The following is a 21,605-nucleotide window of genomic DNA, read 5'->3' on the forward strand; positions in this document are numbered from 1 at the left end:
ATTGAAGAGTTACAAAAGCTAATCATAACTGTTCATCAGATAAACAGAACGGTGGATTATCCCATAAGGAAATCCACCGTTTTTAATGTAGTTAAATTAAAAGAGAGAGAAGGAGTTTCACAACTCCGATTTATTTTTATCTGCTGGCAGTCAGCAGAGTTGCTTCATTAGTTGCCGGAACAGACACATTCATAGCCCAGCTGGAACCGGATTCTTCAATCCATTTATCATTCCATTTGTAGTTCATATAAGCAACCGGCATATTAGCGTCATTCAGTTCATAAACACTCTTTTCAACAGATGCGTCGTAAGCTCTGTGAGAGTCATTCCAACGTGCGTATACCAAAGTGATTTCATTAGATGAATAAGTATAATCAATCTTGAAGTACGGTATCCATTTTTCAATAGAAGCATCCCATTTGAAAGCTTCTTTGGAGGATATTCTCTTCTGATCGTCATAAGTAAAATCATATTTCATGTGGCGATAGAGAGAACCATCGAGTCTGTAAATCACTTTCGATACTACGAGATCATCTACTTTTTCTTCATTAGTAATGAAGTTATTACCCTGTGCCTTCACTGTTGCATTAGCGATTCCTGCAAATACCATAGCAACTAAAACGATCATTCTGAATAATACTGTAGTCTTCATAATTGTATATTTTTTATTTGTTCAACATTCTGTTTTTATTCTTCTGTTTATTAGACGGATCAAGCGTCTCAAACGGTTGCAACCTTCTGAAGTTTTTTTCATTTTTCTTCGTTGTCCGCTTGCGACTATAGAGATGCAACGAGCGTGCCAAAACGATAACTAACTAATAATCAAGGAAATCATAAAACAGAACGGTGTACGAAAACGAACAGTTGTACGCTTAAAAGCGAACAACTAACCATTTTTTTCGCATTTTCTTCTTTCTACTGATGAATATAACTCTAAAAATGGGAAAATACTCCGCTTGTTGCCCGAATTATTATCTACCTTTGCAGCGATTATCATATCAAGAAAAAGAAGATGGAAACGTCCAGCAAAAAAAGAATTATCATTCTATCGGCTACCGGTATCTTGCTTACCAGCCTTATTTGTCTCTTTGCATTCCGCAATGTCATTTTATGCCATATCGTTGACAAACGAGCTACACGTGCCGAACAAACATACGGTCTACAAATTCATTATCAGGAGTTACGAATGAAAGGCTACAATGAAGTGGCTTTACAAGGACTTTCTATTGTTCCCAACCAACGGGATACCCTCCTGACATTACAATCCGTCAATGTAAAACTAAGTTTTTGGGAATTGCTAAAAGGAGAAATCGAAGTACGGAATGTGCTTATGAATGGCCTTGCAATCAACTTCATCAAGCATGATAGCATAGCTAACTACGATTTCCTGTTCTTTAAACGGCAACAAGAAGCAGAACTCCAACCTGTCATAGAAAGTGACTATGCCAACCGTATTGACCGGATATTAAACCTCATTTACGGTTTCCTGCCTGAAAACGGGCAACTCAGGCAAATCAATATAACCGAACGTAAAGATAGTAATTTCGTTGCAGTCAACATTCCTTCTTTTATTATTGAGAACAATCATTTCCAATCAACCATTCAGATAAAAGAAGATACACTTCCTCAACAACTATGGGAAGCGACCGGCGAACTAAACAGAAGAGACTATACATTAAAAGCATCTCTCTTTGCCCCGGAAAAAAGAAAAATCTCACTACCTTATATTACCCGCCGTTTTGGAGCAGAAGTCACTTTCGACACCCTATCTTATAATATGACTAAAGATAAGCGTGCATCCAATCAACTGCTCCTCAAAGGAAAAGCGAGAGTGAACGGACTTGACGTATTTCATAAAGCTCTCTCTCCTGAAGTAATTCATCTCAATCGTGGACAACTCTGTTACGAGATGAACATAAGCGGGCACTCACTCGAGCTGGATAGCACGACCATTGTTGATTTCAACAAACTCCAGTTTCATCCTTATTTGCGAGCCGAGAAAGAGAAAGGAAACTGGCATTTCACTGCTGCGGTCAACAAATCCTGGTTTCCGGCAGATGATCTGTTCAGCTCTCTCCCCAAAGGATTATTCAGCAATCTGGAAGGCATCAAGACAAGTGGCGAGTTGACCTATCATTTTCTATTAGATATTGATTTTGCACAACTAGATAGTCTCAAACTGGAATCCGAACTGAAAGAGAAAGACTTCCGCATCACAAGCTATGGAGCCACTTCACTCTCCAAAATGTCCGGCGAGTTCATTTATACAGCTTATGAGAATGGAATACCGGTGCGGACTTTTCCTATTGGTCCCTCGTGCAAACACTTTACACCATTGGATAGCATTTCACCCATCCTAAGAATGTCCGTTATGCAAAGTGAAGACGGAGCATTCTTTTACCATCGCGGTTTCCTGCCCGACGCCCTACGGGAAGCATTGATTTACGACCTGCAAGTGAAACGCTTTGCACGTGGAGGAAGCACGATCACCATGCAACTCGTAAAGAATGTATTCCTGAACCGTAATAAGAACTTTGCACGTAAATTGGAAGAGGCATTGATTGTATGGCTAATAGAAAATGAAAGATTAACTTCTAAAGAACGCATGTACGAAGTATATCTGAACATTGTTGAATGGGGACCGCTCGTTTATGGTATTCAGGAAGCTTCTGCTTATTATTTCAATAAACGCCCTTCACAACTGAACACGGAAGAAAGTATTTTCCTGGCTTCCATTATCCCGAAGCCCAAGCATTTCCGCAGCTCTTTTGCTGAAGGCGGACAGTTAAAGGAGAATATGGAAGGCTATTATAAGTTGATAGCCAAGCGGCTTGCACAGAAAGGAGTAATAAGTGAAATCGAGGCGGATAGTATCCGCCCCGATATCCAAGTTACGGGCGCTGCCCGGAATAGTCTAGCCGGTGAAAACCCGGAGTCTAGTTCTCCTTCCGCTGAGGAGTAATGAGATTGATATAAATAATAAAGGAATAGGTTATCTTCTTGAACTGCTGCTGTTTCTTTCAGAGGAACGGGAAGAACTTTGAGTGCTATTGCTTCTCGTACTTCCGGAAGAAGAGCGTCTTTCTGTTTGTCCACTAGAAACATTGCTCCGGGTAGAGCTACCGCCGCTTCGAGTAGAGCTCGAGCTACCGCTACTCCGGTTAGAAGTGGTACTGCTGCTACGACTAGTAGTACTACCGCTACTGCGACTGGAGCTACTACGACTGGAACTACCGCGACTGGAACCGGAAGAGCTATTATTTCTCTCGGAACTGTTATTTCTATTATAGGAACCACTATCGTTTCGTTTACTTGAACTTTCTCTCGAACTGCTACTTGTTTTTCCACTTTCACGATTGGAGGAACTGGAACCAGTTGAACTTCCGCTTGTTGGTCTGCGATTAGAGCTTGAAGAACCGGAACCTGTTTCCGGACGACGACCAGAATTACGATCACTTTCTACTCTATTCGTATTCCCATTTTTATCAGGAGCAACATTGTTACCAGGTCTCCCACTTCCGGACGGTGTAGATGGTCTGACAGAAGTCGAAGGCCGATCTCCTCCAGATTCCGGACGGGGACGTGTTGACGTACCAGGTCTTGTTGTCGTTCCGGGACGAGTAGAAGTATCAGGACGAGTAGAGGTACTTGGGCGAGACGTACCAGGACGCGTTGTCGATGAACCCGGACGGGAAGAATTACCCGGACGTGTCGGTGCATTATGCGGACGAGTGGAAGTATTCGGACGGAACCGGACAGAACCGAAATCCGAACGACGATAAGAGTGGAATACTCGCTGATCTCTCACCCGATGCGGTGTAGAATAATGGTTGAAATTAGTATATCTGCCCCGATAATAACTCACATGGTGAAAGTGTGGACGATAATGTGCTCCACAATAAGTACGGTAATGGTAAGGCACACCAAAATAAAACAAACTGCGATTCGGGTAATTAACATAAACCCTGAAACTCCATTTCCCTCCGGTTACATAGATTGGCCGATAGAAATACTCGGCACCGAGGAACCGGCGATACTGTGCATCACTCAATATCCAGCGAAGATCGTCATTACGGATATCCAACGCTTCATAATAATCATCCAATGCCCATTCGTAACCACGTGCTACGTAATCCATGATATTACGGACAGAATAAATAAAGTCGTAATTAATTTCATACGCATCATTATATTGCTGTGTACTCAAGCTCAATTCATATGCCATCTTATCGGTAAGAAAACGCGTCTCCTTACGTACCTTGCTAGTGCTCATTCCAGCCATTACGGTCATATTGGCAGTCAGACCGACAGCAAAGAGTAAAAACAGTATTCGTTTCATAATTCAATCTCCTATCATTTATTATTCTGATGATATTCCTCAATAAACTTACGCATCTCATCTTTATATGCATTAGAAAATAAAATATCGATCACCTTATTAAAATTTCTTTTATCCCTTACATAAGGATACAGCTTCTTCATCATCTCCACCTGGTCAGGAGTATACGAAATCTCCTTCACTATTTTCACACATTGATTTGAAGTGACATCATACGTTCTCAACATCCGATCGACAAGCTTCTTCTGGTCTTCATTCATAACCGTTATTTTAAGCTTATTGATAAATTCATCAAACTCCGGATCAGTCATCAAACGAGCTTCTTCCACTTGTTCATGATTAGGAAAGACTTCAACGGTAGTGTTCACAGCAGGCGGTACTACAACGGAATGCATTGGTGCAGGTCTGCCATAACCTTTGAACGTATCCATACTAACCACCTCTCTATTTACAAACTGAACGATTATCGTCACAGGTTCCGAAGTAAGTACAGGCGTACCGTTATCACGATGGAATTCCCATTCTTCCATATCACCGTCAAAACGCCGGAAATCAGGTTTTCCTAAAACGGACTCTACCTGCGATTGAGTCATTCCCTGATATATACCCATCATCTGTTTGGTAGATACATAGCTGGTAAAACAGCCACTGACCAATATTCCCAATGCCAAACACAGCATAATATGTATCTTTTTCATAACCGTATCGTTTTTAGTTAATAGTATCAACGTTTACCGTACCCTATGATAAAATCCTTCATCTTTTCCTTACTGGAGCTAAATGTCAGGGTATTAATCACCGTAAAGAAAGCTTCCTTATCTACAATCCGGGGATACATGATCTTCATAATCTCCATCCGGTCATCATCGAATGTATATAGTTTGGTCAGTTGGAGACATTGGACAGATGTGAAATCAGAACCAGCCAATGCAGCATTGAGCAACTTCATACGGTCATCTTTAAAAGGCTCATTCTTCATCTCTTTATAAAACGTTTGGAAGAGCTGATCGTTCATCACCCTGTTGTAACCATATCCCGGACGATGTTCTCCCTGTTCGGGACGGCTGGGTCTTTCCGGGCGCATGTTATCACGTCCGTCTACCCATATTTCTGTCACTCCTCTCCCATCAAAATAAACGAGATCTTTATATAATTTTTCTCCTTTCCATACTCGCTCTCCCGCACGGGTAAAGCGGGTGGCAAACACTTCAACAGTATAATGTCCGGGATTTAAATTGGCTATAAAGCAGGTAGTAGTAGGTAAACATATCTGGTTCCCTCCCAGGTAAACAAGAATCGGAGTATTCCCGCCATCGATACGGATTCCGTTAACAGACTGCGCTTGTAAGGAGAGGGCAGCGAACAGGATGCAGAAACTTATTATAATCTTACGCATAGCTTATCTAGTTTTTATTATTTATATCTTTAATCTGATAGCACAAAAATAGGGTGAGGAAACTCCCCACCCCAATGATTCTCTCTATTCGTATGTAGGGAAATCCCTATTCTGTTTAGGAATCCGCCAAAGCAATGCCATCCTCATGCAAGGTAATCAGACGTTTCTTATACAAGTCGCCCACTCCTTTCTTAAAGGTTTTCTTGCTAACACCAAACGTGTCATAAATATCTTCCGCAGGACTTTTATCATTCAAGTTGATCCGTCCTCCATGCGCTTTGATATAGTCGAGCAGCGTTTTCGAAAAATCGTCAATCTTTTCAAAACCGGGTTTCTGAAGAATCAGGTCTACCTTACCATCTTCACGCACCTGTTTCACAAAAGCTTTCATCTCCATTCCTGTTTCCAACGGACAGAATATTTCATTTTCATACAGCAAACCGCTATACTTATTATCTATAATCGCTTTAAAGCCCAAATCCGTCTTCTGCCAGATAAGGATATTCACTTCTGCTTCCGGAGTATATTCCGGCTTTTCTTTCAACAGATAACGTTCCACCTTTGCTGAAGCCACAATACGATAACTCTCTTCATCCAAATGCGCATGGACCACATATTTCCGCCCAACCTGCATTTTCATCTTCTGCTCACTGAACGGAACGAACAGGTCTTTCATCAATCCCCAGTTCAGGAAAGCTCCGTATTGATTCACCCAGGAGACTTCCAGACAGGCAAACTGACCTACCTGCACCAACGGAGTCAGCGTCGTAGCAATCAGTCTTTCATCCATATCCAGATAAAGAAACACGTTCAAAAAATCTCCTATCTTACAGTCTTCGGGCACATAGCGGGTAGGCAACAAAATCTCACCTTCTTCCCCACCATCGAGATATACGCCGAAATCTACTTCTTTCACGACTTCAAGCTGATTGAACTTTCCTAATTCGATGCTCATATTCTTATCTATTTATTGTAATAAGACACAAAGATAATCTATTTTGAATAGATCTCTCAAACAGTCAGCCATAACTTTTCGTTATCGGGCAAAACTATTTGCAATGAACAATCTGCTTTCTAATATGTTAACTTTGTAGCGACAAAAAGAAAAAGTAAATTATTCACCTTTAAACATATAAACTTATGGAATTTCTAACCAACGAGAAACTTACGATTGTAGGAGCTGCCGGAATGATCGGCTCCAATATGGCACAAACAGCCATGATGATGAGACTCACTCCGAATATTTGCCTGTATGATCCATTTGCCCCGGCTCTGGAAGGAGTAGCTGAAGAATTGTATCACTGCGGTTTTGAAGGTGTCAACCTTACATTTACTTCCGATATCAAAGAAGCGCTGACAGGAGCTTCTTACATTGTCTCTTCCGGTGGAGCTGCCCGTAAAGCAGGTATGACCCGCGAAGATTTGCTGAAGGGAAATGCAGAAATTGCCGCTCAATTCGGTAAAGATGTTCATCAATATTGCCCAAACGTAAAACATATCGTTGTGATCTTTAATCCTGCAGACATCACCGGATTGATTACTTTGTTGTATTCAGGTTTGAAACCCTCTCAAGTTTCTACACTGGCTGCCTTGGACAGCACCCGTCTGCAAAACGAACTAGTGAAATTCTTCCATATCCCGGCTTCCGACATTCAGAATTGCCGTACGTATGGTGGTCATGGCGAACAAATGGCTGTATTCGCATCTACAACCAAAATAAAAGGAGAGCCTTTGACCGATTTCATCGGCACTACCCGTCTTCCATTGGCAGATTGGGAAGCACTGAAAGTACGTGTCATCCAGGGTGGTAAGCATATTATCGACCTGCGCGGTCGTTCTTCTTTCCAAAGCCCGGCTTATCTTTCTATCGAAATGATTGCCGCTGCTATGGGTGGACAACCTTTCCGCTGGCCTGCCGGAACGTATGTTTCTAACAGTAAGTTCGACCATATCATGATGGCGATGGAAACTTCAATAACTAAAGACGGCGTCACTTATAAAGAAGTAGCCGGAACTCCTGCCGAACAGGAAGAATTGGAAAAAAGCTACGAGCATTTATGCAAACTTCGTGATGAAGTGATTGAAATGGGGATCATCCCAGCTATTAAAGACTGGCACGCATTGAATCCCAATATTGACTAATCAAACAATATTAGCAAAAAGCCGAAAAAGAGAAAATACATCTCTTTTTCGGCTTTTATTCCAATTACTTACATATCACATATACCCCCCACTTAGTCTATAAATCTTTCAAGACTCCAATTCAAATGACTATGCAAAGTTGGGGATAATTCGTCAATTAAAAAAATAGACAAAATGGGGAAAGTACCTAAACTGAAGTTACAGGTACTCAAAGTGCGAAATATAGTGATTATCCTATCCAAATTAGTGAATGGAATAAAACTGCGCATCGAAGTTTATAAAATATCTGTCATTTTTGAGAAGTACATTCGGAACAAACTCCTTTTAGTACATAGTTTATACTATGCAAAGTAAATCCTTTAGGCAAATCAATCACCGGGATATGTGTACCTTCCAGGCAGAATGTACGATGACATTTCTCACAATAAAAATGCGAATGTAAATCCTGTACCACACAATTGCAGGAGTTGTCGCAAACGGCATACTTCAACGAGCCGCTCCCATCGTCTATGCTATGTATGAGGTGATGAGACAAGAAGAGAGCGATGGTACGGGATATAGTCGATTTATCGACTGTATCGAGCAGTGTTTCCAAATCGAGCAATGACACCGCACGCTCTGCCTGCATCATCGCTTTTATCACCAGAAGCCTTATGGCAGTTGGCTTGATACCTCTTCTATCCAACTTATCCAAATAAATATCTTCTTCCATCTTTCTCCTATTTTATCATTTTCTGTATTCTGACAGCATTCATAATGGCAAGTAGCGCAACACCCACATCTGCAAAGACAGCTTCCCAAAGAGTAGCAATTCCACCGGCTCCCAAAATCAATACAAGTAATTTCACTCCAAATGCCAGTGATACATTCTGCCAAATAATTCTTCGTGTCAGTTTTCCTACTTTGATAGCTTCGGCTACCTTCGACGGCTGGTCTGTCTGTATCACGACATCGGCTGTTTCAATAGCCGCATCACTACCCAGTCCTCCCATAGCAATGCCAACATGACTTAGAGCGAGCACCGGTGCATCGTTCATTCCATCACCGACAAATGCGATCCGGTTTGCCTCATCCTGCCGCAGCTCTTCCAGATGATTCACTTTTCCTTCCGGCAACAGGTCACCATAAGCTTTCGATATACCGAGCTTTTCTGCAAAGTTAGTAACAATACTCTGTTTATCACCGGATAGTATCTGGATGTTTTCAATATTTAAAGCTTTTAAATTGTCAATAGCTACCTTTGCGTCCTCTTTCAGGGCATCAGCCAGCAGCAGATAACCTGCATAACGGTTTCCAACAGCACAGACCACGATGGTATCCGTTATTTCCAGCAGTTCTTTTGGATAGGATATATCAAACTTAGACAGTAACCGGCAATTACCGACCAGAACCATAGCCCCGTCTATCGTTGCTTCCAAACCATAGCCGGCAAATTCTTTTGTACCGGTAACAGCTACACATTCAATGTTTTGTTCTTTCGCATAATTCACAACAGCCTTGGCAATCGGATGAGTACTATCACTTTCTACCGAAGCAACCAGTTTCACTAATTCTTCTTCCGAAACCTCGCCTGCACTTTTACAGGCCTGTACTTCAAAGGTTCCTTTTGTCAGGGTTCCAGTTTTATCGAATACCACTGTATTGATCTTAGTGATAGCATCCAGATAATTACCACCCTTGAATAAAATTCCCAACCGGGATGCCGCTCCAATTCCCCCAAAGTAGCCCAACGGAATACTAACCACCAACGCACAGGGACACGAAATCACCAGAAAGACCAAAGCTCTGTATAGCCAATCATTAAATGCAAATACAAATGGAGGATTAATAAGTGAATAAACAAATGGACACAAAACAATTAACACTGCAAGCGCTATAACAATAGGTGTATAAATGCGCGCAAACTTACGAATAAACAATTCAGCCGGAGCCTTACGTTCGGAAGCATTCTGAACAAGCTCCAATATTCGGGCAAGTGCACTCTTATCAAAAGGTCTCGTTACCTCGAGCCGGATAACCTTATCGGTTACAATCATTCCGGCAAGTACTTCTTCACCTTTCCGAATATTACGAGGAACGCTTTCACCTGTTAATGCGGCTGTATTGAAGGCAGCCACTTCATTCTGCATAGTTCCATCCAATGGCACCCGTTCGCCTGCCTTTATTTCTATGATTTCACCGACTTTTATCTTTTTAGGGCTTTCAATAACAAGATTGCCTTCCCGGAGCACTAATGCTTTCTCGGGTCTTACATCCAATAAGGCTCCAATATTACGTTTGGCTTTATCTACCGCTTTATCCTGAAACAGTTCTCCTACTGTATAGAATAACATCACGGCTACTCCTTCCGGATATTCACCAATATAGAAAGCTCCCAAAGTAGCTATAATCATTAGAGTGAACTCACTGAAATAGTCTTTTTCCCTGATACTTTCCCAGGCTTCTTTCATCACTGGAATTCCTACCGGAAGATAGGCCACGATATACCATATCAAGGCAACAGATCCTTCACGGAAGAATGCTAAATCGAGAGCATTCATAATTATTCCACTTGTCAGAAGCAGGAGAGAGAATATCACTTTCCCATATTCATGGAATACCGAAACCTTTGCATCAACCTTTTTTTCTGCTGCGCATGAATGAGCGCCACAACTACAATGTCCCATAACTTTCATCATTTAGTTGATGCAAAGGTAGCAAATGATTTATGCAACAAAGTTGCAAAACCGGTTTTAGAACATATATCCCAACGAGATCATCAGGTTTCTGTTCTTCATTCCTACTTCTTTGATTACCTCAACAAGTCCGAAATCATAGCTTATGGCAACTTGATATTTCTTACTGAACTCAACCCCGGCTTTTAGTCCAAGACCGAAGTCGAATCGTTTTAGACCATCGTCTCCAAATATATCTTCGGACATCGAGTTACCTCCTAATTCCGCAATATCTGCAATATCACCGTCCACTTTCAATTTTGCTTTTCCAAACAGCCCAACAGCCATATAAGGACCTACACTACCAAATAATGAAAAATCATCATTGACGGCATATTTATACCCGACACGTACCGGCACTTCCAGATAGTATGGATTAAATTTTATGCTCGCAAGTGATCCTCCATCAATTTTAGCACCTTTCAATGTAAGCAATGCAGCGAAGTCCATATAGGCACCACTACCATTCGCATCCTGCGACAATCCCAACTCTGCTTTAACACCTGCGTGAAAACCTATCCTGCTATCAAAACCTGTAATGGTGTATTTACTAACATTCATACCTGCCATCACACCCCATTTCAGATTGTCTTGAGCATTGATACTCACCGCACTTATCGCTACCAAAGCGAATAATAATAAGGCCTTTTTCATACGAATAAATAATTTAATTATTGTTTAGAAATTATGTGAGGCAAAAATAACAATAATTCGCATAACTCCGAGAGATTTAGTAAAAATATAAAAAATAAACGATATGAATCTTATGAGGTATAGTCATAGCAAAAGAACCGGACTATTTCAAACGATTTTACGAGATATAGAACAAAAACACTCTGTACAGAGAAAAAACAAAGAATGAAAGACTGTATAACTTAATTAATTGTTATCTTTGCACAATCAGTCGTAGCACGACTGTATTGTTTGTTTTAAGAAAAAAAGCGTTTAGCTGATTTCTGTGCCAGTGAAAAGTCCAAATAAAATCAACGCACATGAAACAGATAAATGCTCCTTGCAATATGCGGGGAGTGTTTCCTGTTTGTGCGTTAGGGCTTGGACTCCCTCACTGGCGGATAGGCAAATGCTCTCCGCTTTTTTTGTGCCTATAAATTTGCAATAGATACAAACGACAAATTAGTAATAATCACAAAGGCAAGTCAATTCGGGTGGAGCGGCCCCCGAACGACTACAGAGTCGAAAACGTAACATTTAGATGTTACTACTTGCCTTTGAAAATATAAGAAACAGAGGCTAGCTACACCTGCAAGGGGAACAAATGGATTCATCCAGGAGTTCCCCTCTATTTTTGTGAAGATGTGTACTATTGGAAAGACAGATATTAGATCTACATATAAATTTGATGATTCTTATTGTCAACCAAAGCTTTTCCCAAATAGTATAATGATTATCATCGGTTTACATGCTGACAATAAGCCATGACAATAGGCTGACAATAAAAAATTATAACTTCTATTGTCAGCCTGTTCTTTAATCCCTTTGGAGCAAGATTATAAGATTCGTTCCAATGTGTCGATATACTCTGACTTAATTCCCTGCTTGATCCATGTTATAAACTACTGAAGACTATCATTGTCTACAGTAACAATACCATCGACATAAAAAACACATACGCTTTATAAAATGAGTATGCCCCTGTTAAATGAATGCTACATAACCGGTATCTTTCACTTACCAAGCAGGTATTGTTCCATTAAAGTGTCGGTGTTGTTAACTCCCCACGGCCGTGACGAGATCTTCCCACGGCTGTGGTAGGAATTCATCACGGCTGTGGGAAGAAGTCACCACGGCCGTGGAGAATTAAAGATACCGGTGCTTTAGTGGAACAATACTGATACCCTAGAGGAACTATACTGGCGTGTTAGCGGAACTATATAGGTATATTAATGAAAAGATATCACTTTGGAAAGCTGTTATAAAAATGCGGCATTACTTCGAAACATGTTCATAAAGCTATTGTTTATCAGGTTATTAAAAGGATCATAAGAGATAAAAATAAGGCTGACAGTAAAAGTAGATATCTTTTATTATCAGCCTATTATCAGCATCTATTGTCAGGTGATATAGTATTGATATTCATATACTTAAATACCATTCTGACAGTTTGACAATAAAACAGGTACAAATCAATAGAAACGATCATAAAGTTTTTACTAGGGAAGAAGAACTAAAGGAACTAAAACGAATTCAACAATTGGCATTTGAGTCGAAGAAGGAAAAATTTGTTGATAGAAGAATTTGGAAAAATTATGGAACCTACTTTTCTATTTTAAGCGCAATTGCGGAGGTAAAAATACAGCAACACCAGGAGAAAAAAACGTAGGTGACTATCTGAAACAGTACTTAGTCAGGCACGGATTACAGATTTTCTATGAGCTTAGTACCCCATCACCTGTATTCCGTGCCCAATATAATATCATTGTCGGTTTTCTTCCCGGTCTGTCCGGATAAACTCCAGAAGTCGTTCTACCGCTTCTTCTTCAGGAATATTTTTCTCCACACACACCTTGCCTTTATAGAGACTGATTTTCCCCCGTCCTGCTCCTACATAGCCGTAGTCTGCATCTGCCATCTCACCGGGACCATTTACGATGCATCCCATGATGCCGATCTTCAGCCCTTTCAAATGTGAAGTGGCTGCCTTGATACGGGCAATAGTCTTTTCCAAGTCGTAAAGTGTACGGCCGCAACCGGGACAAGATATATATTCTGTTTTGGAGGTGCGGGTACGTCCGGCCTGCAAGATTCCGAAAGCAGTAGCATCAACGACGGCATGGCTCAAGTTACCCTGATTGAACAGGAAGATGCCATCACAAAGACCGTCAAAAATCAAGGCTCCCATATCGGCTGCGGACTTTATCTGCAAATTCTCCGCATCATCTTCCGAATAATGCTGGAAGAAGACAACCGGATTTTGTAAACCTTCCGTCAGTAGTTGATGTACCAGTGCACGGTGCTCACCCAAACGGTTCGGATGATTGCTTTGGGAAACAATCACTACCTCCGGATGATGTTTCAGACAGGCTATCACTTCATCCGTTTGTGCCATGTAGGGCATAAACAGGAATTTAAGTTCTGCATTGCATTCTCCCATTAAAGGCAGCTGTGCATGATTGAATGCAGGCCAGGTTCCGTCTTCTCCCTGCCATACATCCGCATCAAGAATATATTCTACTCCGTCTTCCCGTTGATCGGGCAAGGTTCTTCCGGCGTAAATATAGTCCGGTGTGAATTGCGGGTTTACCTCTGTCTTCCCGTCCATGCGGTCGGCAATAACCACAGGTACATGTTCACCTCCGATATTACAGACGGCTTTTGTCTTGCGACGTTCGGGAGACAGATAATTGAATTCCGGTGCTTCCAATCCCGGGATATAAGGATGATCCTGCCTCAACAGAACATAATCCACCAGTTTACGAGCCACCGGGATTTCAGCTTCAGGAGCTTCGCTCAAAGATACCCGAATAGTATCTCCCAATCCGTCACTCAACAGCGCACCGATGCCAAGGGCGGACTTGATACGTCCGTCTTCTCCATCTCCGGCTTCTGTCACCCCGAGGTGTAATGGGAAAGCCATCCCTTCTTTTTCCATGACGTCTACCAACAGGCGGACAGTTTTTACCATGACCACCGTATTAGAAGCCTTGATGGAAATCACCACATCCGTGAAGTTTTCCTCTACACAGATACGGAGAAACTCCATGCAGGACTCTACCATTCCTGCGGGGGTATCGCCATAACGGGACATGATACGATCGGACAGAGAGCCATGATTTACTCCAATCCGGATAGCCGTGTGATTCTCTTTACAGATATTCAGGAACGGGACAAACCGGTCATGGATTTTCTGTATTTCCTGCGCATACTCCTCGTCTGTATATTCCAGTTTTTTAAAAGTACGCGCAGCATCTACATAATTTCCCGGATTGATTCGCACCTTTTCTGCGTATTGAGCAGCCACGTCTGCCACTTTCGGATTGAAATGCACATCGGCAACCAACGGAACCATATATCCCTGGCTACGCAGTCCGATATTAATGTTCATCAAGTTTTCGGCTTCTTTGATGCCCTGGGTTGTGAGGCGGACATACTCTCCACCTGCATCAACAATACGTTTCGCCTGTTCCACACAAGCCTGTGTATCCTGCGTAGACGTGTTCGTCATCGACTGGACACGAATAGAATTGGGGCCGCCCAACGGCACAGCCCCAATATTTACTTCTGTGGTTTCTCTTCGAAAATAATTGAATAGATCCATTAGTTCGTTTTATATTCAAACTTCACTTCTTTCAGTTCTTCGTTTGCTTTTACGATTTTCTTTTTCAGTCCTTCCTTGTAAGCAGCAAAAGCTTCTGCCAGTTTCTCATCGCTCAATGCCAGCATCTGGATGGCAAGGATAGCGGCATTCATCGCTCCGTTGATGGCAACCGTTGCTACAGGAATGCCCGGAGGCATCTGAATGATAGAATAAAGTGCGTCCACACCATCGAGCACGGAACCTTTTACAGGTACTCCGATCACCGGCAATGTAGTGTTAGCCGCAATTACACCGGGAAGGGCGGCAGCCATTCCGGCAGCAGCGATAATTACTTTAATGCCACGGTTGCGGGCATTCTTCGCAAACTCTTCCACAGCTTCGGGCGTGCGGTGAGCAGAAAGAGCGTTCATTTCGAACGGTACATGCATATCATTCAGTAGCTGTGCAGCCTTCTCCATAACAGGAAGGTCGGACGTGCTGCCCATGATAATACTTACAATTGGAGTCATAGAATAAAAATTAAAAGCCTCTTCACAGCCCTTTCACGAAGAGAGGGGGTTCAGCTACATTCAACTTATATTAGTTATATTTCTGTTTGCACTATCCGTTTACCACGGCTTTATACGCTTCGGCATCCAGTAGATCTTCCACCGCTTTTACATCCGCCGGCTTCACTTTAATCAACCAACCTTCGCCATAGGGATCTTTATTAACCAGTTCCGGGTTTTCTTCCAATGCTTCATTTTGTTCGAGCACCTCACCTGCTATCGGCAGGAAAAGATCGGAAATAGTTTTCACTACTTCAATCGTTCCGAAAGTTTCACCGGCTTCCAACGTTTCACCAACAGTCGGGATATCTACGAACACAATATCGCCCAATTGTTCCTGTGCATAATCGGTGATACCAACGTATGCAATGTCTCCGTCAACGCGAATCCATTCGTGTTCGTTCGTGTACTTCAAATTCTGTGGAAAGTTCATAATGATTAGTTTTTAGGATTTATACTGTTTTAAAATAAAAATACTCGAAATAAGATGTTACTCACCGGATGAAGTACCAAAAGGGCACATATCAGACCGACAGCAAAACCGGAAAGCACCTCACCCAGCGTGTGATGTCCCAGAACAATGCGTGCAGAACCCAATATACCGGCAATCAAAATAAACAGGCATAGCCATCCGACCGGATTGTAACCGAACAAGGCACTGAAAGAAATCAAGCCTCCGATCACCCCACCCATTCCTGCCATGTGTTCGCTCAACTTCCATTTCAGGTTTACTGCAATGCAAATGATAGACACTACCAGGGAAGCAAGAATGATACCAGTCATATACCACGGGATATTCAGCCTACGCATCATCAGCAGGCAGAACACATACGAGATGATGGTCAGCAGAATAGGTACATAACGCTTCTTACGTTCACTCAACTCCTGACGGGCAAACCCATTGATTTTACGAAACAAGAAAATTGTAATAGTAGGTGTCAGTATGGTGAAGCAGTAAACGATTCCCAACACTATCAACTTATATTGTATCGGCATGATACGAAGATAAGAAAACAGGAATAACACCAGAAACGATAAAAACGGAATAGAAAATGGAGTAAAGACCATCGAAGTGACTCTCGCCACCTGCAACATCGTCTTATCCGCTATGATATGTTCTCTCTCTCTGTCCACTCTTCTTTGATTACTAGTTACTAATTATAAATTACAATTCTCATTCTTCATTGTCAATTATCCATTATTTCCGCAGTCTTGCCACGGGGATATTCAGTTGTTGACGGTATTTGGCTACTGTCCTGCGGGCAATGGGATAACCTTTCTCCTTTAATATATCCGCCAATTCATCATCGGTCAGGGGTTTCTTCTTGTCCTCGCCTTCAATACACTCTTTCAGGATCTTACGAATCTCACGGACAGACATCTCTTCGCCATCTTCTGTGGTATATCCGTCGCTGAAAAAGTATTTGAGCGGATAGATACCGTAATTCGTCTGTACATATTTACTGTTACTCACACGGGAGATTGTCGAAATATCCAATCCCGTACGTTCCGCCACGTCTTTCAGAATCATCGGTTTCAATAGCGATTCATCTCCTTCCAAGAAGAAAGGACGTTGCAGGTCGATAATCGCCTGCATGGTAACCATCAAGGTATTCTGACGCTGACGGACAGCATCGATAAATCCTTGTGCCGCATCCATTTTCTGTTTCAGAAACATCATCGCTTCTTTAGATTCCTTAGACTGGTTAGCCCTGTTTTTTGTATGCTCCTCCACCATTTCCGTGAAGTCACGACTCATACGGAGTTCGGGAACATTGCGGTTATTGAGACTTACATTGATGGTTCCGTCATCATACGTTTCCACAATAAAGTCAGGAACTATTTGTTGGAGATTTCTGCCAATTGCTTCTCCTAAAGAAGCACCCGGACGTGGATTCAGTTTGGTTATTTCAGTAATGGTTTCCTGGAAAGTCTCTTCATCAATATCCAGTTTCTTTATAATCTTCTCCCAATGTTTACGGGTGAATTCTTCGTAACATTCTCTGATAATCCTTTCTTCCAGATTCAAGATAGGACTGGGAGTTTTCTCTTCTTCTTTTTTCCGGCGAATCTGTATCAACAGACATTCCTGAAGACTACGCGCACCGATACCTGCCGGATCGAAGTCCTGTAAGATGTTCAATGCTTCTTCCAGTTCTTCTTCGGTCGATTCGATACCGGCATAAATCGCCAGTTCGTCGCAGATACTTTCCAAAGATTTGCGAAGCAATCCGTCATCATCCAATGAACCGATCAGGTATTCCACCAAGTCACACTGGTGCTCTGTCAGGTTGCGTTCACGCAACTGTTCTTTCAGGATTTCATAAAAAGAGGTGGAGTCGGAAAATGGAATATCCTCCGCTTGTTCATCTTTCGAACGGTTGTTCTCTTGCAATTTATAATCGGGAATATCGTCTTCTGTCAGATAGTCACTCAAAGAATCATAGTCATTGGCATCGCTATCCATGCCATCCTCTGCATTCTCGGTATCGGAATATTCATTATCCGTAGCATTCTCTTCTTTACCTTCTTCAAGTGCCGGATTTTCAAGCAGTTCAGCATGGATACGGTCTTCCAACTCTACTGCGGGAAGCTCCAACAGTTTCACGACCAGAATCTGCTGGGGCGAGAGCGTCTGTACCTGCTGTTGCGCCTGAGATTGTATTTGACGGGAACCTTGTGCCATATTCGTTTTTGCTTTCTACTGTTTCTCGCTACAAAAGTAACTTTTTAACGAGAGATTACACAGATTAGGGAGATAATTTTTAATCCTATAACACAAAATTCGTTATCTTTGTTGCACGAACTTAAAAACTAGGACAATATGTTTGCCAAAGAAACGTATATGCAGCGGAGAGCCCTGCTAAAAAAGAACTTAGGCTCCGGAGTGTTGTTATTTCTCGGAAATGACGAGTGCGGACTGAATTACGAAGATAACACATTCCGTTATCGTCAGGATTCCACTTTCCTTTATTATTTCGGACTTTCATGTGCCGGACTTTCGGCTATTATCGATATAGATGAAGACAAAGAAATTATCTTTGGTGATGAGTTGTCTATCGACGCAATCGTATGGATGGGATCACAGCCGACGTTGCACGAAAAATGCGAACGTGTAGGCGTAAAAAATCTGATGCCGTCTGCTGACATTGTAAGCGACCTCCATCAGTGTGTACAGAAAGGGAAAGCAATTCACTATCTGCCTCCTTACCGCCCTGAACATAAACTGAAACTGATGGACTGGCTGGGTATTCCTCCCGCACATCAGGAAGGTTCTGTTCCATTCATCCGTGCCGTGATCGCTCAACGCAACTATAAATCTGCAGAAGAAATCGTAGAAATAGAAAAGGCTTGCGATGTAACTGCCGATATGCATATTACAGCTATGAAAGTACTTCGTCCGAGTATGTACGAATATGAAGTGGTAGCTGAAATGAACCGGGTGGCCGAATCTAATAACTGCCAGCTATCATTCGCTACAATTGCCACTATCAACGGGCAGACTCTGCACAATCATTATCACGGAAATAAAGTGAAGCCGGGTGATTTGTTCTTAATCGATGCCGGTGCAGAAGTAGAGTCAGGTTATGCGGGTGATATGTCGTCTACCATTCCTGCCGATAAGAAGTTCACCACCCGTCAGCGTGAAGTATACGAGATTCAGAACGCCATGCATCTGGAATCCGTAAAGGCTCTCCGTCCGGGTATTCCTTATATGGACGTATACGAACTGTCAGCCCGCGTCATGGTGGACGGTATGAAGACGCTCGGATTGATGAAAGGAAATACCGAGGATGCTGTACGCGAAGGTGCCCATGCGTTGTTCTATCCGCACGGACTAGGTCACATGATGGGATTGGATGTACATGATATGGAGAATCTGGGAGAGATATGGGTAGGTTACAACGGTCAACCGAAGAGCACACAGTTCGGTCGCAAATCGCAACGCCTCGCTATTCCATTGGAACCGGGTTTTGTACACACGGTAGAACCGGGTATTTATTTTATTCCGGAACTGATCGACATGTGGAAAGCAGAAAAGAAATTTACCGATTTTATCAACTACGAGATAGTGGAGACTTATAAGGACTTCGGTGGTATCCGCAATGAGGAAGATTATCTGATTACAGAAACCGGTGCCCGCCGATTAGGCAAGAAGATTCCTTTGACACCGGAAGAGGTGGAAGCTTTAAGATAAAAAGCCTCATCAAAATAAAAGAAGAACCTTTCTTCTATTCAAAATCAATAGCGGAAGCTTTTCATCCGGATGAAAAACTTCCGCTATTTTTGTCAAAGTACCAAATAGTCCATCTAAAATCACATTTTTTCTACCCTTCTTTTCCCGAATCTTGCGTAATATTGCAACAGAATTAAAATAATTCACTTTTTAATGATATAAAAACAATGAATAACACCATGAAGAGACTACTTTTATCTGTATGGCTATTGTCACTTTCCTTACTGTCCGCCGTAGCTGAAAACTATCCTTATAAAAGCGATGTGCTTTGGGTCACCGTACCCAATCATGCCGACTGGCTTTATAAAACCGGAGAAAAAGTAACTGTAGAAGTACAATTCTATAAATACGGCATCCCCAGGGATAATGTAACCGTCACTTATGAAATTGGCGGTGATATGATGCCTGTTGCCGATACAAAAGGAAGTATAACTTTAAAGAATGGCAGGGGGGTGATTCCTGTGGGCACAATGAAAGAGCCGGGATTCCGCGACTGCCGCCTGAAAGCAACCGTAGATGGAAAGACCTATTCACATCATATCAAAGTAGGATTTTCACCGGAGAAACTTCGCCCATATACAACCATGCCTTCCGATTTCAAGGAATTTTGGGAAAAGGCTAAAGCGGAACAAAAGGAGTTTCCCCTAACGTATACCAAAGAACATGTCGAAAAATATTCCACTGATAAAATAGACTGTTATCTCGTAAAATTGCAACTGAACAAACGTGGACAATGCGTCTACGGATATTTATTCTATCCGAAAAAAGAAGGAAAGTTCCCGGTTGTCTTATGCCCTCCGGGAGCAGGAATCAAAACCATCAAAGAACCTCTACGCCATAAATATTATGCGGAACAAGGATGCATCCGTTTTGAATTCGAGATACACGGCCTCAACCCGGAAATGAGTGAAGAAGAATTCAAAGAAATCAGCAACGCTTTCAATGGCAGAGAAAACGGCTACCTGACCAATGGGCTCGACAGTCGTGATAATTATTATATGAAACGGGTATATCTGGCCTGTGTGCGTGGCATCGACTTTTTAACATCCCTACCGGAATGGGATGGCAAAAATGTAATTGCACAAGGAGGTAGCCAGGGAGGCGCCCTGGCGTTGATCGCTGCCGGACTGGATGAACGGGTGACAGCCTGTGTCGCCAATCATCCAGCATTAAGCGATATGGCAGGCTATAAAGCCGGACGTGCCGGTGGCTATCCTCATTTCTTTAGAAATTCGGTGGATATGGATACCCCCGAAAAAATAAAGACAATGGCCTATTATGATGTAGTGAACTTTGCTAAATTGATAAAAGCAGACACCTATATAACATGGGGATTCAATGATGACACCTGTCCTCCGACAACCAGCTACATCGTATACAATGTACTAAACTGTCCGAAAGAAGCACTGATTACTCCCATTAATGAGCATTGGACTTCCAACGATACCGAGTATGGACATCTGCTTTGGATAAAGAAGCATTTAAAGTGAAGTTTTAATCATTCCATCTGGATGCGGGCAATTCTTTTTTCCCGTAACCTTTTTTCCAGGCATACGCTTTCCTCTTCCTGAGATAAAGCGTATCGCCGCAATGTTTCATCGCCTCCCAATTAAAGATAGAATGGTGACAGATGATCTTTTCAAACCAATAAAGTATGTGATAAGTCACGAATGGTAACACCATCCACCACCATGAAAACAGTAACGATAAAATAAGTGCTGGTATCAGGGTTAAAGAAAAACATTCCCAATACTGTCTGGCATGAATTCGGAGTTCCATATCTTCCCAGACTTCCAGATATTTATAGCGGGTAAAGAAAAACCAGCCTAACATAAAATAGTGCTTCTTCCCTTTTCCTAAGAACCACTTTGCTAAAAGACTATTATAAAAAATCATATTCACATTTTTTTTGTTGCATGTAGTCCCTTCTTAACAGCAAAAGTAATTAAAGGT

At 42.1% G+C, this 21,605-nt stretch carries 18 protein-coding genes; 4 read left to right on the top strand and 14 right to left on the bottom strand.

Annotated features, from left to right (window positions below; genetic code table 11):
* Nucleotides 1-136: 136 nt before the first annotated feature.
* Nucleotides 137-652, bottom strand: coding sequence for a DUF3836 domain-containing protein (locus N5O98_RS06045; protein WP_004296208.1), 516 nt, complete (start codon nucleotides 650-652; stop codon nucleotides 137-139).
* A 360-nt stretch (nucleotides 653-1,012) separates the two neighbouring features.
* Between N5O98_RS06045 and N5O98_RS06050 the strand changes: the two genes are divergently transcribed.
* Nucleotides 1,013-2,962, top strand: a complete 1,950-nt coding sequence (locus N5O98_RS06050) for a transglycosylase domain-containing protein (protein ID WP_004311960.1) — start codon at nucleotides 1,013-1,015, stop codon at nucleotides 2,960-2,962.
* A gap of 30 nt (nucleotides 2,963-2,992) precedes the next feature.
* Here N5O98_RS06050 and N5O98_RS06055 read toward each other — a convergent pair whose 3' ends face one another.
* The 4 genes from N5O98_RS06055 to N5O98_RS06070 all read right to left on the bottom strand — a co-directional run bounded on the left by N5O98_RS06055 (nucleotide 2,993) and on the right by N5O98_RS06070 (nucleotide 6,690).
* Entirely contained in the window at nucleotides 2,993-4,339 is a 1,347-nt protein-coding gene (locus N5O98_RS06055) for a hypothetical protein (protein ID WP_022200088.1), read from the bottom strand.
* A 14-nt stretch (nucleotides 4,340-4,353) separates the two neighbouring features.
* Nucleotides 4,354-5,037 carry a DUF4476 domain-containing protein gene (locus N5O98_RS06060; protein WP_004306992.1) on the bottom strand — a complete coding sequence of 228 codons (684 nt, stop codon included), beginning with the start codon at nucleotides 5,035-5,037 and terminating at the stop codon, nucleotides 4,354-4,356.
* A gap of 26 nt (nucleotides 5,038-5,063) precedes the next feature.
* Nucleotides 5,064-5,735 (bottom strand): DUF4476 domain-containing protein, encoded by a 672-nt coding sequence (locus tag N5O98_RS06065; RefSeq protein WP_022200089.1) that lies wholly within the window; start codon nucleotides 5,733-5,735, stop codon nucleotides 5,064-5,066.
* Nucleotides 5,736-5,850: 115 nt separating this feature from the next.
* Nucleotides 5,851-6,690: a CvfB family protein gene (locus N5O98_RS06070; protein ID WP_004311957.1), complete on the bottom strand. Its 840-nt coding sequence runs from the start codon at nucleotides 6,688-6,690 to the stop codon at nucleotides 5,851-5,853.
* A 185-nt stretch (nucleotides 6,691-6,875) separates the two neighbouring features.
* Here N5O98_RS06070 and N5O98_RS06075 point away from each other — a divergent pair, with 185 nt between their 5' ends.
* On the top strand, nucleotides 6,876-7,877 hold the full coding sequence (locus N5O98_RS06075) for a malate dehydrogenase (RefSeq protein ID WP_004296217.1): 1,002 nt from the start codon (nucleotides 6,876-6,878) through the stop codon (nucleotides 7,875-7,877).
* A 289-nt stretch (nucleotides 7,878-8,166) separates the two neighbouring features.
* Here N5O98_RS06075 and N5O98_RS06080 read toward each other — a convergent pair whose 3' ends face one another.
* The 8 genes from N5O98_RS06080 to rpoN all read right to left on the bottom strand — a co-directional run bounded on the left by N5O98_RS06080 (nucleotide 8,167) and on the right by rpoN (nucleotide 18,101).
* On the bottom strand, nucleotides 8,167-8,589 hold the full coding sequence (locus tag N5O98_RS06080; RefSeq protein ID WP_004296218.1) for a Fur family transcriptional regulator: 423 nt from the start codon (nucleotides 8,587-8,589) through the stop codon (nucleotides 8,167-8,169).
* Between the two features lie 7 nt (nucleotides 8,590-8,596).
* On the bottom strand, nucleotides 8,597-10,543 hold the full coding sequence (locus N5O98_RS06085; protein WP_004311956.1) for a heavy metal translocating P-type ATPase: 1,947 nt from the start codon (nucleotides 10,541-10,543) through the stop codon (nucleotides 8,597-8,599).
* Nucleotides 10,544-10,609: 66 nt separating this feature from the next.
* Entirely contained in the window at nucleotides 10,610-11,245 is a 636-nt protein-coding gene (locus N5O98_RS06090; RefSeq protein ID WP_004306987.1) for a porin family protein, read from the bottom strand.
* A 1,780-nt stretch (nucleotides 11,246-13,025) separates the two neighbouring features.
* A complete protein-coding gene (locus tag N5O98_RS06095; RefSeq protein WP_004311955.1) occupies nucleotides 13,026-14,867 on the bottom strand; it encodes a 4-hydroxy-3-methylbut-2-en-1-yl diphosphate synthase in 1,842 nt (613 codons plus the stop codon).
* The gene (gene purE / locus N5O98_RS06100) at nucleotides 14,867-15,376 is read right to left on the bottom strand and encodes a 5-(carboxyamino)imidazole ribonucleotide mutase (protein ID WP_004296231.1); all 510 of its coding nucleotides are present in this window, start codon (nucleotides 15,374-15,376) and stop codon (nucleotides 14,867-14,869) included. The genes N5O98_RS06095 and purE overlap by 1 nt, the downstream gene beginning before the upstream one ends.
* Nucleotides 15,377-15,467: 91 nt before the next feature.
* A complete protein-coding gene (gene gcvH / locus N5O98_RS06105; protein WP_004296232.1) occupies nucleotides 15,468-15,848 on the bottom strand; it encodes a glycine cleavage system protein GcvH in 381 nt (126 codons plus the stop codon).
* Nucleotides 15,849-15,877: 29 nt separating this feature from the next.
* Nucleotides 15,878-16,549 carry a phosphatase PAP2 family protein gene (locus N5O98_RS06110; RefSeq protein WP_004296233.1) on the bottom strand — a complete coding sequence of 224 codons (672 nt, stop codon included), beginning with the start codon at nucleotides 16,547-16,549 and terminating at the stop codon, nucleotides 15,878-15,880.
* Between the two features lie 64 nt (nucleotides 16,550-16,613).
* The gene (gene rpoN / locus N5O98_RS06115; protein WP_004296234.1) at nucleotides 16,614-18,101 is read right to left on the bottom strand and encodes an RNA polymerase factor sigma-54; all 1,488 of its coding nucleotides are present in this window, start codon (nucleotides 18,099-18,101) and stop codon (nucleotides 16,614-16,616) included.
* A 138-nt stretch (nucleotides 18,102-18,239) separates the two neighbouring features.
* Here rpoN and N5O98_RS06120 point away from each other — a divergent pair, with 138 nt between their 5' ends.
* Complete coding sequence (locus N5O98_RS06120; RefSeq protein WP_118161254.1) at nucleotides 18,240-19,613, top strand: aminopeptidase P family protein; 1,374 nt, start codon at nucleotides 18,240-18,242, stop codon at nucleotides 19,611-19,613.
* A gap of 218 nt (nucleotides 19,614-19,831) precedes the next feature.
* Nucleotides 19,832-21,142, top strand: coding sequence for an acetylxylan esterase (locus tag N5O98_RS06125; protein WP_004311952.1), 1,311 nt, complete (start codon nucleotides 19,832-19,834; stop codon nucleotides 21,140-21,142).
* 4 nt (nucleotides 21,143-21,146) lie between these two features.
* Here N5O98_RS06125 and N5O98_RS06130 read toward each other — a convergent pair whose 3' ends face one another.
* On the bottom strand, nucleotides 21,147-21,548 hold the full coding sequence (locus N5O98_RS06130; protein WP_004306977.1) for a hypothetical protein: 402 nt from the start codon (nucleotides 21,546-21,548) through the stop codon (nucleotides 21,147-21,149).
* Between the last annotated feature and the right edge of the window lie 57 nt (nucleotides 21,549-21,605).

This window comes from Bacteroides sp. LFL-34 (genome assembly GCF_027257075.1).
GTDB classification, from domain to species: Bacteria; Bacteroidota; Bacteroidia; order Bacteroidales; family Bacteroidaceae; genus Bacteroides; species Bacteroides ovatus.